Raw genomic sequence first — 15,801 nt, 5'->3', positions numbered from 1 at the left:
TGCCGCATGAGTGAGCGACCCACGGGGGAGGCGGCGCGCGGCGTCGCGGCGAGTGCACATGACCTGGTCAAGACCTACGGGTCCGAGGAGGCCGAAGTCCGCGCCCTCGACGGCGTCACGGTCGACCTGATGAAGGGCGAGTTCACCGCGATCATGGGGCCCTCGGGCTCCGGCAAGTCGACGCTGATGCACTGCCTGGCGGCCCTCGACACCCCGACGTCGGGTGACGCGGTGGTCGACGGCACCGGCCTGGCCGGGCTCAAGGACAAGGCGCTGACCACCCTGCGCCGGGAGAAGGTCGGCTTCGTCTTCCAGGCCTTCAACCTGATCCCGACCCTGACCGCCCGGGAGAACATCCTGCTCCCGCTCGACCTCGCCGGCCGCAAGGTCGACCAGGCGTGGTTCGACGCGGTGATCGACGCCGTCGGCCTGCGCGACCGGCTCAGCCACCGCCCCAGCGAGATGTCCGGTGGCCAGCAGCAGCGGGTGGCGTGTGCGCGGGCGCTGGTGTCCCAGCCCTCGATCGTCTTCGCCGACGAGCCCACCGGCAACCTCGACTCGACCAGCTCGGCGGAGGTCCTCGGCTTCCTGCGTCGCTCGGTCGACGAGTTCGGCCAGACCATCGTCATGGTCACCCACGACCCGGTTGCGGCCTCCTACACCGACCGGATCCTCTTCCTCGCCGACGGCAGGATCGTCGACGAGCTGCGCGACCCCGACCGCGACGCGATCCTCGCGAAGATGGCCGGCCTGCAGGACCTCGCGACCGCCAAGGCGGCCGGCTGATGTTCCGCCTCACCTGGCGCAACCTGCTCGCCCGCAAGGTCCGCCTCCTGATGAGCGCGCTCGCGATCGTGCTCGGCATCGGCTTCCTCGCCGGCGTGCTCACCTTCAGCAGCGGCCTGGGCAAGACGTTCGACGGGATCATCGAGGGCACCAACGCCGACGCCCAGGCGCAGCCGGCCGGCTCCAACTCGTGGCAGCAGATCGGCGCGGGGGACACCCTCACCATCTCTCCCGACGACGTGGCCGAGCTCGCCGCGCTCCCCGAGGTCGCCCAGGCCGACGGCACCATCGACAGCCAGGCGCTCTACATCGCCGACACCGACGGCAACCTCGTCGGCGGGGGCGGCGCGCCCACCATCTCCTTCAACCGGACCGACACCCCGAACCTCCTCGGTGACCCCATCATGGAGCTCACCGAGGGCCGCTGGCCCGAGGCCGACGACGAGATCGCGCTCGACCCGTCCGCGGCCGACCGGGCGGGCTACGAGGTCGGCGACGACGTCACGGTCTTCCCGCCGGGGGCCGTCGGCTTCGGCTCCGCCGCCGACGAGCAGCCGCCCACCACGACCCTGCGGCTCGTCGGGCTCGCCGGCTTCGCCGGCGGCGGTGGTACGGCGGGCTCGACCCTGGTCACGTTCAGCACCTCCGGCGCGCAGGCGATGTTCCTCGACGGCCAGGACGTCTTCACCAAGGTCGCGCTGACCGCGGCCGAGGGCGTCTCCCAGCAGGAGCTGGTCGACGCGGCCGACGCCGTCCTCCCCGACGGCTACGAGGCGGTCACCGGTGACGAGCTCGTCGACCAGCAGCAGAACGCCATCGGCGAGTTCCTCGGCTTCATCTCGATCTTCCTCGGCGTCTTCGCCGTCATCGCGGTGATCGTCGGCGGCTTCATCATCGCCAACACCTTCTCCATCCTCGTCGCGCAGCGCGTCCGCGAGCTCGCACTGCTGCGCGCCCTGGGCGCCAGTCGCAAGCAGGTGCGCCGCTCGGTGCTGGTGGAGGCCACGATGATGGCCGTCATCGGCAGCACCCTCGGTCTGTTCGTCGGGCTGGGGCTGGCGCGTGGCCTGGCCTCCCTGTTCGGCAGCTTCGGCCTCGAGATCAACTCCGACGTGCTCAACCTCAGCCCCACGACCGTCGCGGCCGCCTACGCCGTCGGCATCGTGGTCACGCTGGTGTCGGCCTACCTGCCGGCACGACGGGCCTCCAAGGTGGCGCCCGTCGCGGCGATGCGCGAGGACACGGCCACCACCGAGGGCAGCCTGCGCCGCCGCACCCTGATCGGGGCCGTGCTGCTGGTGATCGGCGCCGGCATCGCCCTCGCGGGGGTGGTCGGCGCACCCGGCAACGACGCCGTCTGGATCGGTGTCGGCGCCGTGATCTGGGTCCTGACGGTCGCCGCGATCTCGGCCGTGCTCGGACGCCCGGTCCTGGTGGCGTGCCGGGCGCTCTTCACCCGGGTCTTCGGCACCACCGGCCGTCTCGCCGGCGACAACGCGATCCGCAACCCGCGCCGCACCGGCGCGACCGCGTCCGCGCTGATGATCGGCCTCACCCTGGTCTCGGCCGTCGGCGTCCTGGCGGCCTCGATGAGCGCCACCCTCGACGACGTCGTCGACGACCAGTTCACCGCCGACTTCCTCGTGCAGTCCCCGGTCTTCGCGGCGTTCAACCCCGCCATCGCCCGCCAGATGTCCCAGGTCGACGGCGTCGAGGTGGTCTCGCAGCAGCAGGGCTACCTCGGCCTGGTCGAGGACGACGTCGAGCCGTCGTTCATCTTCGGCACCGACGCCGCGTTCTCCGAGATCTACGACCTGCCGATGGTCGACGGGTCGCCCACCTTCACCGGTGACCAGACCCTGATCAACGAGTCCACCGCCGACAAGTACGACGTGGGCGTCGGCGACACGCTCACCATCCGCTTCCCCGGCGACAACGACGTCGACGTCACCGTCAGCGGCATCTCCGAGGACAACGAGGTCGCCGGCGCCATCAACGTCCCCTTCAGCGTCCTCAGGAAGGGCGAGATCAAGCGGTCCGACATCTCCCTGTCGATCAACCTCGCCGACGGGGCCGACAAGGCCGCCGTGGGCAAGGAGCTCAAGGCGCTCGTCGCGGACTTCCCGATCGTCGCCGTGCAGGACAAGCAGGAGTTCGCCGACAGCCTCAAGGGGCAGATCAACCAGCTGCTCTACATGGTCTACGGCCTGCTGGCGCTGTCGATCGTCATCGCGATCATCGGCATCGTCAACACCCTCAGCCTCAGCGTCATCGAGCGCACCCGCGAGATCGGCCTGCTCCGTGCGGTGGGCCTGTCGCGGCGCCGCCTGCGCCGGATGGTGACGCTCGAGTCGGTGACGATCTCGGTCATGGGCGCGGTCCTCGGACTGGCCCTCGGCCTGGTCATCGGGGTGCTGCTGCAGCGCTCGCTCCGGGACGACCTCACGGCCCTGGCGATCCCGCTGACGAGCCTGGTGACGTTCCTCCTGGTCGCGGTGGTCTTCGGGGTGCTCGCCGCGATCGTCCCGGCGATCCGCGCCTCGCGGATGAAGGTGCTGGACGCCATCGCCACGGAGTGACCGCGGCGCCGATGGCGGGGACAGTGGAGCGTACGGCCGGACCTGGCGGCCCTGCGCTCCACTGTCGGGCTCAGTAGCCACCCTCGGGCGGCACCATCTCCCCGCGCACGCCGAGGAGCCGCACCGGACGGTCGTCGTCGAGCGCGACGAACAGCTCGAGGGCGGTGCGGGCGATGACGTCCGCGTCGTACGTCGGCTCCGCGAGCTTGCGGACCTTGGTGAAGGTGAAGAACGGGGCGAAGCGCACCTTGAGGTGCACCCGCATGACGGCGCGCTCTTCCTTGCGGACGTCGTCGACGACGCGGGCGGCGAGCTCGCGCAGGGCGGCGCGTACGTCGTCGGGCGTGGTGAGGTCGGACTGGTAGGTCGTCTCGCGGCCGTGGGCGCGCGCCACCCACGGGGTGTCGTCGGGCCGGGAGCGACCGCCGCCGCGACCGAGGCGGCCGAGGTGCGGACCGTTGGTCGGGCCGAAGGCGGCGACCAGGGCGGCCTCGTCGGCCGAGGCGAGGTCGGCGACGGTGCGGATGCCGATCGCCTCGAGCCGCCCGCCGATCCTGGGGCCGACGCCCCACAGCGCGGTCGTCGGCCGGTCGCCCATGACGTCCATCCAGGTCTCGCGGGTCAGCACGAACCTGCCCTGCGGCTTGCCGAACTCCGTCGCGATCTTGGCCCGCACCAGGGTGTCGCCGATGCCGACCGAGCAGTGCAGACGGGTCGCCTCGAGGACCGCGGCCTGGATCTCCAGGGCGGTCGCGACGGGGTCGTCGGTCTCGACGCCGACGAACGCCTCGTCCCAGCCGAGCACCTCGACGACCGCGCCGGGGTGGGACCGCAGGGTCTCCATCACCCGCGCCGACGCGGCCTCGTAGACCGGGAAGTCGACCGGCAGGAAGACCGCGTCGGGGCTCCGGCGCTTGGCGAGCCGGAGCGCGAGCCCGGAGCGTACGCCGTGGGCGCGCGCCTCGTAGGACGCCGTCGACACCACCGCCCGCTCGGTCGGGTCGCCCCGCCCGCCGACCACGACCGGCAGGCCGACCAGCTCGGGCCGGCGCAGCAGCTCGACGGCGACGAGGAACTGGTCCATGTCGACGTGGAGCACCCAGTGCGTCACCCCGTCATCATGGCCGAGGGGTCCGACAGCGCCCGGACGTCGCGGGGAAAACCAGGTGCGGCCGATGTCGCGTTCCACCTACCCTCGTGCACGGCGAGATCAGCGGCGGGGCCGGAGTTCCGGGCCCCGTACCGCGCGTCGTACCTCGCCGCACTGCCCTCCAAGGCAACGGCATCGGAGCTGTTCACTCCTGTGAGTTCGACTCTCACTCCTCTCACGGGTGGTGGCCGGTGACGGTCCTCGTCGACGAGCCCTGAGGCGGACCCGGTCAGCACGACGGGTCCTGTCCCCGCCCGCCGCCGTGGTCGCCGGCCACCACCCCGGCCCGTCCAGCACCACGCCGAACCCATCCATCCACCCACCGCTCTCCGCGAAGGAGGTCCGCCCATGCCACTCGATCTCAAGCTCCTGCTCCTGCCCTCTCGCACCGTCCAGCCGTGGGAGGTCCTCCTCGAGCGCCGCGACGGTGAGGCCACCGTCGTGCTCGGTCCCGGTCGGCACGTCGTACGCCGCCGCGCCGAGCACCAGCTCGTCGACCTCCGCGAGCGCCTCGACCTCGTGCCGACGCAGGAGGTGCTCACCGCCGATGGCGTGACCGCCAAGGTGACGGCCGTCTTCCGCTGGACGGTGGCCGACCCGGTGGCGTTCACCGAGCGCCTCCGCGACCCGGTGGGCGCGGTCTACCTCGCGATCCAGCTCGGCCTGCGTGACGTGCTCGCCGGGCAGGAGGCCGAGGCGCTCGTCCGGGCGCCGCGGTCGCGCCTCGCGGAGGGGGTCCGCGACGCCGCGGCCACGGCCGCGGCGGAGGTCGGCATCCGGCTCGTCGACGTCGTCGTCAAGGACGTCGTGCTGCCGGGCGACCTGCGGGCGGCGTACGCCGAGCTCGTCGTCGGCCGCCACCGCGCGCAGGCGCAGCTCGAGGCCGCGCGCGCCGAGACGGCGGCCCTGCGGTCGCTGGCCAACGGCGCCAAGCTGCTCGACGACCACCCGTCGCTCGCGCAGCTGCGGCTGGTCCAGGCGCTGCCGCCCGGCTCGCGCGTCGAGCTGGTGCAGCCGGGGCGTACGTCCTCCCGCGAGGACTGACGCCCGCCGCTGGGGGTGGCGGCACGTCGCACCGGGACACGCTCCCGGGACGTGATGTGCCGCCACCCCTGCGGGGGTCCGCGGCGGTGGGCGCGCGGCGTACGGTCGGGACCATGACCAACGGCGAGCAGACCGAGCCCGACCCCTACGCCGAGCACCCGGAGGACTCGGTGTTCCCGACCGCCGGCGAGCGGGTCAGCGACGAGGACCGCCAGCGGGCGCTCGACGCCGAGCCCGAGGGCAACGCGACCGTCGGCGACATGGTCGACACCGACGAGGTCGACTCCAGCGCCCACGAGTCGGGCTCGGGGTCGGAGGAGGTCGCCGAGCAGGCGCGGGGGGCCTACCGCCCGGACTGAAAACCCCGCGCGCCGCCGTACGCGGGCTGCCAGAGTGCCGCCATGACTCCCGAGCGCCTCGACGTCGAGCAGGCCCTGCCCCGGATGCAGGCGCTGGCCTCGCGGACCTGGTCACCGGAGTCGCGGCACCATCCCGGCCAGCTGGCCTGGTCGGCGGCCTACGGCGAGCCCGACGTGCTCGACCTCGGCCCGGCGTACGTGCTCGACGACGCCTGGGCGTGGCTGGAGTCGCTCGACTGGCTGGAGGTCTGCGGCACCGACCCCGCCGCCGTGGACGCCGTCGTCACCGCCGCCCTCGCCGGGGCGGCCGACGAGGTCACCGCGAGCACGCTCGAGACGGAGGCCGTCGTGACCGGCGTGCTGGCCGACCACGGGTTCGTCGAGGTGGAGTCGCCGTGGTTCACCCACCACCACCTCGACCTCGCCGACCTGCCTGCGGTGGGGCTCCCCGAGGGGTACGCCGTCCGCGCGGTGCGGCCCGGCGAGCACGAGCAGCGGGCCGCGGTCCACCGCGCCGCCTGGTCGCCGACGTCACGCGTGACGACGGCGGCGTACGAGCGGCTGATGACGATCGCGCCCTACCGGCCGGCGCTCGACCACGTCGTGACCACCGCCGATGGCGAGTGGGTGGCCTCGTGCTGCGTCTGGCTCGACCCGACGACCGGGGTGGCCCTGGTCGAGCCCGTGGGCTGCGTGGCCGAGCACGGCGGGCGGGGCCTGGCGACCGCGGCCTCGGTCTCGGCGCTCACCGCCGCCCGCGACGCCGGTGCCACCACCGGGCTCGTCTGCCCGCGCGGCGACGACGACCACCCGGGACCCGCCCGCCTCTACCGGCGGATCGGCTTCGTGCCGGGGGCGCGCACCCGGACGTACCGCTGGCGGCGCGGCGACTGAGTCAGGCGCCGAGGAAGTCCGCCAGCCCCTCGAGCAGCCGGTCGACGTCGCTGTCGTCGGTGTAGGCCGCCAGCCCGATCCGCAGTCCGGAGTCGACCGGCAGGCCCAGCGCCCGAAAGGTCTCGTACGCGTAGAACGTGCCGGCCGGGACGAGGACGTCACGAGCGGCCAGGTGCTCGTACGCCTCCACGGGCTTGCGCTCGCGCAGGGTGAGGAACAGAGTCGAGGTCCGGTCGGCGGCCCGGGAGTGGAGGGTGAGTCGACCTCGGTCGCCGAGCGCGACCAGGCCGTCCTCGATCCGTACGCGCAGCCGCAGCTCGTGCTCGGCGATGAGCCCGGCCGCCGAGACCAGTCGCTCACGACGCGAGTCTCCGGAGCCGAGCGAGGCGATGAGGTCGACCGCGGCGGTCACCCCGGCGAGCAGCTCGTACGGCAGCGTCCCGAGCTCGAAGCGCTCCGGCACCGCGTCGGTGGACGGCACCAGCTTGTCGGGGCGCAGCGTCTCGAGCAGGTCCGGGTCGGCGACGAGCGCGCCGCAGTGGGGACCGAAGAACTTGTAGGGCGAGCAGACCAGCAGGTCTGCGCCCATCGCGGTGAGGTCCGGCGCGGCATGGGCGGTGTGGTGGACCGCGTCGACGTGGACGAGCGCGCCCACGTCGTGCGCCCGCGCGGCGACGGTCGCGACGGGCGGGCGGGTGCCGAGGAGGTTGGAGGCCGCGGTCAGGGCCACCAGGCGCGTCCGCGACGTGATGGCGTCGAGCGAGGAGAGGTCGAGCTCGCCGGTCGCCGGGTCGAGCCGCAGCCAGCGCACGGTCGCGCCGGCGCGCTCGGCCGCCTGGATCCACGGCCGGACGTTGGAGTCGTGGTCGAGCTCGGAGACGACGACCTCGTCGCCGGCCGACCAGGTCTTGGCCAGCGCGCGGGAGACGTCGTACGTCAGGGCGGTGGCGCTGCGGCCGTGCACCACGCCCCCGGGGACCCCACCGACGAGGTCGGCCACGGCGGAGCGGAAGCCGGCGACCGTGGCCTCGGCGTTGCGCTGGCTGACGAGCGCCGACCCGCGCTGGGACAGCGGGCCGGTGAGCGTACGGGCGATCGCCTCGCCGACCACGAGCGGCGTCTGCGTGCCGCCGGGGTTGTCGAAGTGGGCGATGCCGGAGGCGAGGGAGGGGAACTCGGCGCGGAACGCGGCGACGTCGAAGGACATGACGACGAGCCAACCAGACGCTCAAGAGGCGATGTGCACCACGGCGTCACCGGAGTTCACGAGAGGTGCCTCGGTGCGGCCGATCACGATGCCGTCGCGGTTGGCGTAGACCGCGCGCAGCGTCTTGCCGAAGGAGTCGAAGAGGGTGCCGAGGCGCTCGCCGTCGCTGACCTTCTGCCCCAGGTGCGCGTCGAGGTGCAGGATCCCGGTGCGCCGAGCGCGGACCCAGCCGCTCGAGCGACACTCGAGGCTGGCCTCGACGGCCGGCTCGACGACCGGCTCGGTCATGCCCAGCGCTGCCAGCACCCGGCGTACGCCGATCACCCCGGCGTCGACGGCGTAGTCGTCGAAACGGAGGTTCTCTCCGCCCTCGTAGAGCAGCACCTTGGCGCCCTTCTCGCGGGCGGCGTGGCGCAGCGAGCCGTCGCGGATCTTGGCGTGCAGCATCACCGGGGCGCCGAAGGCGGCGGCGAGCTCGCGGGTGCGCGGGTCGTCGAGGTCGGCGCGGACCTGGGGCAGGTTGCTGCGGCGGTCGGACCCGGTGTGCAGGTCGATGCCGACCTCGCAGCCGGCCACGATCTCGCGCATGAACAGGTGCGCGATCCGACCGGCGAGCGAGCCGCGGGCCGAGCCGGGGAAGGACCGGTTGAGGTCGCGGCGGTCGGGCAGGTAGCGGTCGCCGGTCATGAAGCCGAGGACGTTCACGATCGGTACGGCGACCAGGGTCCCGCGGAACGTCTTGGGGTCGAGCCCGGCCATGACCTGCCGCACGACCTCGACGCCGGCGACCTCGTCGCCGTGGATGGCGGCGTCGATCCACACGCTCGGCCCGTCCTCGCGCCCGTGCACGACCCGCACCGGGAGGGTGACGTCGGCGCCAGTGACGAGGCGGGTGATCGGGAGCTCGAGGGCGCGTACGGTGCCCGCGCGGATCCGGACGCTGCCGATGCCGAACGACTCGCGCGCCACTAGCCGGCGCTCGTCGGGGCGGCGGCGGTGGTCACGGGTCCAGCCTAGTGGCGCACGAGACCCGCCCCGGCCACCTCCCGGGGGTAGGAGGGGCCGGAGCGGGCCGGTCTGGGGGCGGGTCCGGTGGTGGGTCCGGTAACGGGTCGACATGTGCACTCCCGCCCGCACCGGTGGGGGCGGGAGCGCGAGCACGAACCCGTTACCCGGGGGCCGCGGGAGAGGTCAGCTGTTCTGGGTGGTGGGGGAGCCGGAGTCCGAGGACCCGCTGTCGGGCACACCGTCGCCGTCGAGGTCGGGCTCACCGGTGGTGCCGTCCTGCCCGCCCATGCCTCCACCCATCTGGCCGCCCATCTCGCCTAGCGGGCCGCGGCCGTCTCCGGGCTGGCCGCGCTCGACCCCGTCGCCGGTGGTCTGGGTGGGGGTGTCGCCGGCGCCGTCGTCCGCCACGGCGTACCCGGCGCCGAAGCCGGCACCGCCGATCGCGAGGCCCGCGGCGACGGCTCCCGCGGCGATCGCCCTACGGCTCGACGGGAGGCGGCGGGGCAGGCGGTCGCGGAGCGTACGCCGGGGCGCGGGCTGCTGGTCGGGCGCGGGGATGGAGGTGGTGGGGTTCTCGGTCATCGGACGTCCTTCTGGATGTGGGTGTGGTGGTGGAGGGGCGGTCAGTGCATGGGGCCGCCGCCGGCCGGCGCCTCGCCGGCGGTGGCGGTGGTGGCGGTGCCGTCGACGGTGACGGTGTAGGTCGCTCCCTGCTCGAGCTCGGCTGCGGAGAGGACGACGGAGGCGAAGTCCTTCTGGGGCGTGTACGCCGCGACCTCCGAGCCGTCCTCGTCGGTGACCACGACCTCGGAGCCGGCCGCTGCCGTCGCGGTGAGCGCTGTGGCGATCCAGGCCTGGGCGGAGTCGGTCGAGGGGGCGACCATCATCCCGGCGGAGCCGGTGGCGAGCAGGGTGCCGCCGCTGACCTCGAAGGTGCCGTTGACGTCGAGGGCGCCGTTGCCGTCGGTCGTCGGGCCCCACACCGTGAGGTCGCCGCCGGTGATCGTGGCGCTGCCGTTGGAGTCGAGGCCGTCGCCGCTGGCCCACACCTCGAGGGTGCCCCCGTTGACGACGAGGCGTACGGAGTCGTCGGCCGCCATCTCGCCGCCGGGCCGGCCGTCGGTCGCGGCCGAGTCGTCGGTGGAGGTGGCGTTGACGCCGTCGTCGGCGGAGTGCAGCTCGAGGTCGCCGCCGTCGACGATGATCAGCGAGCCCTCGAGCGCCTCGGTCGACTCGGCCACGTCGACCGTGCCGCCACTGACGAGCACCTGCACGCCCTTGATGCCGTCGTCCTGCGAGGTGACGGCGATCTCGCCGCCCTCGACCAGCACGAAGCCGGCGCCGGCGTCCTCGGTGTTGTCGGACTTGAAGCCGTCCCCGACGGCGTCGACGGTCACCGTGCCGTCAGTGAGGACCAGGTAGTCCTTGCCGAGGATGCCGTCGTCGACCGACGTCACGTCGATGCTCCCGCCGGTGATGACGAGACCGTCCTTGCCGACGATGCCGTTGTTGCTCCGTCCCGTCACGGTCAGTGAGCCCGTGCCGCCGATGGTGAGGTCGGCGGTGGAGTACAGCGTGCCCGTGGGGGCGTCCTCGGACGTGTCGGCGTACGTCGCGGCGTCGGCGAGCTCGTTGCTGCTGCCGTCGGCGAGGACGACCACGACGGACTCCGCGTCGACCACGTCGATCGCGGCGGTGGTCTCGGAGGTGATGGTCGCGTCGTCGAGCACGAGGCGTACGACGCCGTCGCCGGCGCTGTCGACGACCACCTGGCCGACGAGGTCACCGGAGAGGACGTACGTCCCGGCAGCGCTGATGGTCACGGTGCCGTCCGCGACGGCGACCGCGTCGCTGTCGGACTCGGCGGTCGTGCCGGACAGGGTGATCGCGGTGGCGTTGGCCTCGTCGTACGCGGTGTCGCTGGTCTCGACGGTCACGTTGTCGGCGAGGGCGTCCGCAACGGTCGTGGCGTCGGTCGCGACGACCGCGCTGGTCGACGAGCTGACCGACGAGCTCGAGGAGGTGGACGTGGAGCTGCCGGCGACGGAGGCGCCGCAGCCCGCGAGGAGCGCGGCGGCCATCGTGCTGGCGACGGCCTGGCGGAGCTTGGTGAGTCGCATGGGTGCTGCCTTCCGAAGTGCATCTGGTCTGGTGAGCCCGATGCTGCGCGGCGCACCTGTCGGTGCCGTGGGCTGACCTTGTGCGTCTCCCTGTGAGGTCGTGACGACCTCCTTGCCGTAGTCCGGCGGCTCCGCACGGTGCGCGGGCATGGACCACATCGACGTCGACCGGCCCTCCCGAGCAGCAGGCGCGATCGCCGGACACCCCCGGGGCATGACCCTTCCCACTGCCGGCGACGCCGGCACGCCCACCCTGTCCCTGACCAGGGCCGAGCTGGTGCTCCTGGCCCTCCACCTCGCCCAGCGCACGGCCCGAGTGCGGCCCGAGAGCCGGAAGGCCGTGGTGCGTCTCGAGCGCCGCTTGGACCACCTCGACCTGGCTGTGCACGCGCTCGAGGCGCTTGCGCGCTGGTGGTGCGGGATGTGACGGCCCGCCGGCCGGATGCTGCTACTTGCCCCAGTTCTTGCGGCGTACGGCGCGCCGCGGCTTGCCGCCGGCGTACGACCGGGCGGAGTCGACGAGGAAGCCCCGCTCGAGGGCCTCGCGCCCGATCAGCATCCGGAAGCCCATCTCGTCACGGTTGCTCAGCGTCATGACGGTCGTGATGGTGCGGCCCACCAGCGTGACGTCCATCGCGACGGCGTACCGCTGCTCGACCTGGCCGTTGCTGGAGCGGACCTCGCGGCGGTCGAGGACCGGCAGGCTGAGCTCGACGTGGTCCTCGTCGGAGCGCTGCCAGGGGTGGATGGAGAAGCGAACCCACTCGGCGCCGTCCTGCTCGTAGGCCTCGAGGTCGAAGGCGTGGATCGACGACGACCGGGCGCCGGTGTCGATCTTGGCCTTGACCCAGTCCACGCCGGCCTGCGGGAGGGAGACCCACTCGCGCCAGCCGACGACGACGTGGTCGGGCTCGGGCTGCTCGGGTGTGGTGGACACCGGGCCATCTTGGCAGGGGGCCGTGCTGCGGAGGTGGTTGGATGGCTGCCCATGAAGCTCGCCATCCTCTCTCGGGCACCGCGCTCCTACAGCACCCAGCGCCTGCGGACCGCGGCGATCGACCGCGGCCACGACGTCAAGGTGCTCAACACGCTGCGCTTCGGCATCGACCTGTCGGGCGACGAGCCCGACCTGCTGTTCCGCGGCAAGCAGCTCTCGACGTACGACGCGGTGCTGCCGCGCATCGGCAACTCGATCACCTACTTCGGCACCGCCGTCGTGCGGCAGTTCGAGCAGATGGACGTCTACACGCCCAACACGAGCTATGGCATCGCCAACAGCCGCGACAAGCTGCGCGCCACGCAGATCCTGTCGCGCCACAAGATCCCGATGCCGGCGACGACCTTCGTGCGCGATCGCGCCGACGTGATCCCGGCGATCGAGCGGGTCGGCGGGGCGCCGGTCGTGATCAAGCTGCTCGAGGGCACGCAGGGCATCGGGGTGATCCTGGCGCCGACGATCAAGGTCGCCGAGGCGATCATCGAGACGCTGCAGAGCACCCGGCAGAACGTGCTGATCCAGCGCTTCGTCAAGGAGAGCAAGGGCCGCGACATCCGCGCCCTCGTCGTCGGCGACCGCGTGGTGGCGGCGATGCGGCGCGTCGCCCAGGGCGACGAGTTCCGCTCCAACGTGCACCGCGGCGGCAGCGTCGAGGCCGTCGAGCTCGACGAGGAGTTCGAGCGCGTGGCCGTACGCTCCGCGCAGATCATGGGCCTGCGCGTCGCGGGCGTCGACATGCTCGAGGGCCGCAAGGGCCCGCAGGTGATGGAGGTGAACTCCTCACCCGGCCTCGAGGGCATCGAGACCGCGACCAAGCTCGACGTCGCCGGCGCGATCGTCGACTACATGGCCAACCAAGTCGCGTTCCCCGACATCGACGTACGCCAGCGGCTGACCGTCTCGACCGGCTACGGCGTGGCCGAGATCGTCGTGCACACCGGCTCCGACATGGTCGGCAAGAAGCTCGGCGACTCCGGCCTCGACGAGCGCGACATCACCGTCCTCACGCTGCACCGCGGGCCGCACGTCATCCCGAACCCGCGCAACAAGACGGTGCTCGAGGGCGAGGACCGGCTGCTGTGCTTCGGGAAGCTCGAGGAGATGCGCTCGATGATCCCGGACCGGAAGCAGAAGCGGGTCAGGCGGTTGATGAAGAAGCACTTGCCGCCGGAGAGCTTGTAGGGGCGGGCTGCTGGGGGAGGGCCGTCGCGACTCGGGTCCCGTGAGCTCGGCTGCGCTCTGCGAGCCCGGAACAGGGGACTGGGCGTCTTCGGTCACCCCGTCGCGACGTGGCAGTCAGGGCCCCGGGCGTCAGTGGTGCACCACCAGGTTCCCTCCCCTGAGCAGTTGTTGCCCTTTGGAGGTGAAGACTGGAGCGGAGGGCGAACTGGTTGGGTAGATGGAAAGCTCGATGGTGTCGCCCTTCCTCGATCCGGACGATCCGTTGTCCACGACCGTGACAGTGAAGCCGTAGCCCGGCAGCCTGTTCCACTGTCCTGTTCCCGTCCACTGGACCGAGGTCTGGGAAAGGGATCGGAGTCCGGTGACGGTGGTCCCGTGAAAGGTGTCCTTCGTGGTCGTAGGGCGCACCTGGAGCTGTCCCTTGAAGGTTCCGTCCGTTTGCGGGATCGCGTTGAAACCGAAGTTGGTCCGGCCTGTGGTGTTGCTGAACCACCCCCCGCCGGTCACCTTCGACCCCGCGGCGCCGACGGTCACCAGAGTCTCGGCGGTCGCAGCACATGGGTCGTAGAAGGCGTCGCCGGAGAAGCTCGCCGTGACCGCGTATACGTCTGCGTTCAACGGCACGGCCACGGCAGCCGTCCCGGCCTGGTTCGTCGTGGCGGTGTAGGTGCGGCTGTTGAGTGCGGCGTCCACGACCTCGAAAGTGACCAGCTTGCCGGCCCAGTCGCCGGGGAAGGCATCGGTCTCGCCAAGCTGCGCGGCGAGCCTCGTCTGGACCAAGGGCTGCACCAGTGTGTCGCCGGTGTAGGAGAGAGTGCAGGACTCGCGCTCGATCTGGACTTCGTCGGTGTCGAAGGATGCGGCCAAGCTGGCGTCTCCCGCGAACGCAGTCCGAACAGAGGCTGCGCCCGGCGCGAGAGTCACCGGCGTCGGTGGGGCCGAGGCCGAGCCGTCGGTGCCAGTCGGTGCCCCTACGACGCTGGGTATCGCACCCAGGGTGAACTCCAACTGCTTACCGGGGATGCCGACTGCGGCGGTTCCTGAGATGTCCTTCAACGTTCCACTCAGGGAGACAGGATCGGAGTACGTCATCGTCGTGGGGCCGGTGTATGTCGTCTCGGTGGCGTCAGGTGCCAGCGAGATCGTGAGGTCATAGGACGTGACGTAGGTGACCCCTGGCAAAGGAGTCTGGGCGACGCTCCCCGTCAACCGAAAGACAGTTGCCGAAGCGTTGCTGGTTGCTGGGTCCAAGCCTTCCAGGGTCCGGCTCGGTACAGCGAACTGCTCATGCGAGACGTCGTAGACGAACTCTTTGCAGTGGTACGTGCCGTCGAACGGGTCACTGGGCGTGATGCGACGGTCGAACAAGGTGCCGGGGATCGGACCCACGTTGCCGTACCGCGCTTCGAGGCGTGCCCGACCAGGGTTGAAGGTGTCGTCCAGGTCGATGAGGACCCGGGGGTTCGAAACCTGTCCGGACAGGTCGGGTCCGGTCCACGTGGTGGGTCCGTATGCGTAGAACCATTCGCTGGTACAGGTGAGGCCTGCAGAGGTGGTCGATTCGGACCGGTACGCATCCACGGTGTATTCGAGCGCGGCCGGCAACTCGAACCGCCCACTGTCGAGGACGGTCGCTGGACCGTCCACCCGGTACGTCGCGACCTCGGTCTGGTCCAAGGAAGAGCTGCTGCGCTGCTCGGTGGTGAGGCGAACGATGGTCACCGTTCCGGACACATGAGCGGCGCCATGACCCGCGGTCGCGGGCACGGCGACAAGCGCCGGTGGCGCCAGCATCGGCACAGCCATGGTGGCGGCAACAGCGACCCGGCGCGCATGCCGGCCGGACGTGTGCGGACGGGTGCCGCCTGCTGTGGAACCTCGCAGGAGATCGGCGATTGCCGAACGCCGCATGACCATCTCCCAAAGCATTCGAGCCCTTTGGAGACTCGTCACGCTAGCGCCGCCGATTTGTGGGGGTCAACGGACGGAACATTCAGATCTGACCCACAAACCCGGAACGTCTGGGAGCTCTGACACGCACGCCCCTTAGCCGGCCGGGGGGACTTCTTCCGGGCGCGCTGCTCGCCTCGATGCTGTGGACCGACGGCACGTGCGCGGGGTCTCCAGCCGGTCGTTGCTCGACGAACGCGACGTCACAGTCCTGGAGCCGTACAGGCCGCGGGTGATCCCGAAACGACGCCACACGAGCGTGCTCGGGGGTGAGGACCGGCTGCCGCGCTTCGGCGAGCTCCAGGAGGTGCGGTCGATGATCTCGGACCGACAGAAGCAAGCTCATGTGGCAGGGCGGGCCGACTGTTTAGGCAACACCCCCGTGCGGTGCTGCACATCGGCTCCCCTCTGTTGTCAACGAGTGGCTTCGCGGGTCCTTGTCGCTGTGCTCTTTCGGGGCGGCGCAGGTGCGGCGTAGCGTCGGGCGTGCGGGTCCGGGAGTGGCTGATCCGAAGTGTCGATGTG

The 15,801-nt window shown here is 71.8% G+C and carries 14 protein-coding genes; 7 read left to right on the top strand and 7 right to left on the bottom strand.

Annotated elements, in window-relative coordinates:
* Positions 1 to 6 precede the first annotated feature (6 nt).
* Positions 7 to 786, top strand: a complete 780-nt coding sequence (locus IEZ24_RS18900) for an ABC transporter ATP-binding protein (protein WP_129456651.1) — start codon at positions 7 to 9, stop codon at positions 784 to 786.
* Positions 786 to 3,365: an ABC transporter permease gene (locus IEZ24_RS18895; protein WP_129456652.1), complete on the top strand. Its 2,580-nt coding sequence runs from the start codon at positions 786 to 788 to the stop codon at positions 3,363 to 3,365. The genes IEZ24_RS18900 and IEZ24_RS18895 overlap by 1 nt, the downstream gene beginning before the upstream one ends.
* 70 nt (positions 3,366 to 3,435) lie before the next feature.
* Here the strand turns inward: IEZ24_RS18895 and IEZ24_RS18890 are convergent, their stop codons facing one another.
* Entirely contained in the window at positions 3,436 to 4,476 is a 1,041-nt protein-coding gene (locus tag IEZ24_RS18890; RefSeq protein ID WP_191192883.1) for a DNA polymerase IV, read from the bottom strand.
* A 387-nt stretch (positions 4,477 to 4,863) separates the two neighbouring features.
* Here IEZ24_RS18890 and IEZ24_RS18885 point away from each other — a divergent pair, with 387 nt between their 5' ends.
* The 3 genes from IEZ24_RS18885 to IEZ24_RS18875 all read left to right on the top strand — a co-directional run bounded on the left by IEZ24_RS18885 (position 4,864) and on the right by IEZ24_RS18875 (position 6,812).
* Positions 4,864 to 5,559 (top strand): SPFH domain-containing protein, encoded by a 696-nt coding sequence (locus tag IEZ24_RS18885; protein WP_129456653.1) that lies wholly within the window; start codon positions 4,864 to 4,866, stop codon positions 5,557 to 5,559.
* 113 nt (positions 5,560 to 5,672) lie between these two features.
* Positions 5,673 to 5,918 (top strand): hypothetical protein, encoded by a 246-nt coding sequence (locus IEZ24_RS18880; RefSeq protein ID WP_129456654.1) that lies wholly within the window; start codon positions 5,673 to 5,675, stop codon positions 5,916 to 5,918.
* Between the two features lie 42 nt (positions 5,919 to 5,960).
* Positions 5,961 to 6,812, top strand: coding sequence for a GNAT family N-acetyltransferase (locus IEZ24_RS18875; RefSeq protein WP_129456655.1), 852 nt, complete (start codon positions 5,961 to 5,963; stop codon positions 6,810 to 6,812).
* A 1-nt stretch (position 6,813) separates the two neighbouring features.
* Here the strand turns inward: IEZ24_RS18875 and IEZ24_RS18870 are convergent, their stop codons facing one another.
* The 4 genes from IEZ24_RS18870 to IEZ24_RS18855 all read right to left on the bottom strand — a co-directional run bounded on the left by IEZ24_RS18870 (position 6,814) and on the right by IEZ24_RS18855 (position 11,147).
* Positions 6,814 to 8,019: a cysteine desulfurase-like protein gene (locus IEZ24_RS18870; protein ID WP_129456656.1), complete on the bottom strand. Its 1,206-nt coding sequence runs from the start codon at positions 8,017 to 8,019 to the stop codon at positions 6,814 to 6,816.
* A 21-nt stretch (positions 8,020 to 8,040) separates the two neighbouring features.
* Positions 8,041 to 8,988 carry a succinylglutamate desuccinylase/aspartoacylase family protein gene (locus IEZ24_RS18865; RefSeq protein ID WP_129456657.1) on the bottom strand — a complete coding sequence of 316 codons (948 nt, stop codon included), beginning with the start codon at positions 8,986 to 8,988 and terminating at the stop codon, positions 8,041 to 8,043.
* 222 nt (positions 8,989 to 9,210) lie between these two features.
* Positions 9,211 to 9,609, bottom strand: a complete 399-nt coding sequence (locus IEZ24_RS18860; protein ID WP_129456658.1) for a hypothetical protein — start codon at positions 9,607 to 9,609, stop codon at positions 9,211 to 9,213.
* Between the two features lie 41 nt (positions 9,610 to 9,650).
* Positions 9,651 to 11,147 carry a carbohydrate-binding domain-containing protein gene (locus tag IEZ24_RS18855; RefSeq protein ID WP_129456659.1) on the bottom strand — a complete coding sequence of 499 codons (1,497 nt, stop codon included), beginning with the start codon at positions 11,145 to 11,147 and terminating at the stop codon, positions 9,651 to 9,653.
* A 148-nt stretch (positions 11,148 to 11,295) separates the two neighbouring features.
* On the opposite strand from IEZ24_RS18855, the gene IEZ24_RS18850 reads away from it, so the two are divergent.
* Positions 11,296 to 11,574, top strand: coding sequence for a hypothetical protein (locus IEZ24_RS18850; protein ID WP_165356193.1), 279 nt, complete (start codon positions 11,296 to 11,298; stop codon positions 11,572 to 11,574).
* 21 nt (positions 11,575 to 11,595) lie between these two features.
* Here the strand turns inward: IEZ24_RS18850 and IEZ24_RS18845 are convergent, their stop codons facing one another.
* A complete protein-coding gene (locus IEZ24_RS18845) occupies positions 11,596 to 12,084 on the bottom strand; it encodes an ATP-dependent zinc protease family protein (RefSeq protein ID WP_129456661.1) in 489 nt (162 codons plus the stop codon).
* 51 nt (positions 12,085 to 12,135) lie between these two features.
* On the opposite strand from IEZ24_RS18845, the gene IEZ24_RS18840 reads away from it, so the two are divergent.
* The gene (locus IEZ24_RS18840) at positions 12,136 to 13,326 is read left to right on the top strand and encodes a RimK family alpha-L-glutamate ligase (RefSeq protein WP_129456662.1); all 1,191 of its coding nucleotides are present in this window, start codon (positions 12,136 to 12,138) and stop codon (positions 13,324 to 13,326) included.
* A 129-nt stretch (positions 13,327 to 13,455) separates the two neighbouring features.
* Here IEZ24_RS18840 and IEZ24_RS18835 read toward each other — a convergent pair whose 3' ends face one another.
* The gene (locus IEZ24_RS18835) at positions 13,456 to 15,237 is read right to left on the bottom strand and encodes a post-COAP-1 domain-containing protein (protein ID WP_129456663.1); all 1,782 of its coding nucleotides are present in this window, start codon (positions 15,235 to 15,237) and stop codon (positions 13,456 to 13,458) included.
* Positions 15,238 to 15,801: the final 564 nt, after the last annotated feature.

Origin of the sequence: Nocardioides ganghwensis, from assembly GCF_014779655.1 — a bacterium.
Classification (GTDB): domain Bacteria; phylum Actinomycetota; class Actinomycetes; order Propionibacteriales; family Nocardioidaceae; genus Nocardioides; species Nocardioides ganghwensis.
The sequence above is the reverse complement of the archived record's forward strand: the minus strand, read 5'-3'. Positions and strand labels throughout refer to the sequence as shown.

Excerpts from the sequence above, each read along its gene's own strand:
- IEZ24_RS18900 (WP_129456651.1), top strand. The coding sequence starts at position 7 with ATGAGTGAGCGACCCACGGGGGAGGCGGCGCGCGGCGTCGCGGCGAGT.
- IEZ24_RS18895 (WP_129456652.1), top strand. The coding sequence starts at position 786 with ATGTTCCGCCTCACCTGGCGCAACCTGCTCGCCCGCAAGGTCCGCCTC.
- IEZ24_RS18885 (WP_129456653.1), top strand. The coding sequence starts at position 4,864 with ATGCCACTCGATCTCAAGCTCCTGCTCCTGCCCTCTCGCACCGTCCAG.
- IEZ24_RS18880 (WP_129456654.1), top strand. The coding sequence starts at position 5,673 with ATGACCAACGGCGAGCAGACCGAGCCCGACCCCTACGCCGAGCACCCG.
- IEZ24_RS18875 (WP_129456655.1), top strand. The coding sequence starts at position 5,961 with ATGACTCCCGAGCGCCTCGACGTCGAGCAGGCCCTGCCCCGGATGCAG.
- IEZ24_RS18870 (WP_129456656.1), bottom strand. The coding sequence starts at position 8,019 with ATGTCCTTCGACGTCGCCGCGTTCCGCGCCGAGTTCCCCTCCCTCGCC.
- IEZ24_RS18860 (WP_129456658.1), bottom strand. The coding sequence starts at position 9,609 with ATGACCGAGAACCCCACCACCTCCATCCCCGCGCCCGACCAGCAGCCC.
- IEZ24_RS18855 (WP_129456659.1), bottom strand. The coding sequence starts at position 11,147 with ATGCGACTCACCAAGCTCCGCCAGGCCGTCGCCAGCACGATGGCCGCC.
- IEZ24_RS18850 (WP_165356193.1), top strand. The coding sequence starts at position 11,296 with ATGGACCACATCGACGTCGACCGGCCCTCCCGAGCAGCAGGCGCGATC.
- IEZ24_RS18840 (WP_129456662.1), top strand. The coding sequence starts at position 12,136 with ATGAAGCTCGCCATCCTCTCTCGGGCACCGCGCTCCTACAGCACCCAG.
- IEZ24_RS18835 (WP_129456663.1), bottom strand. The coding sequence starts at position 15,237 with ATGCGGCGTTCGGCAATCGCCGATCTCCTGCGAGGTTCCACAGCAGGC.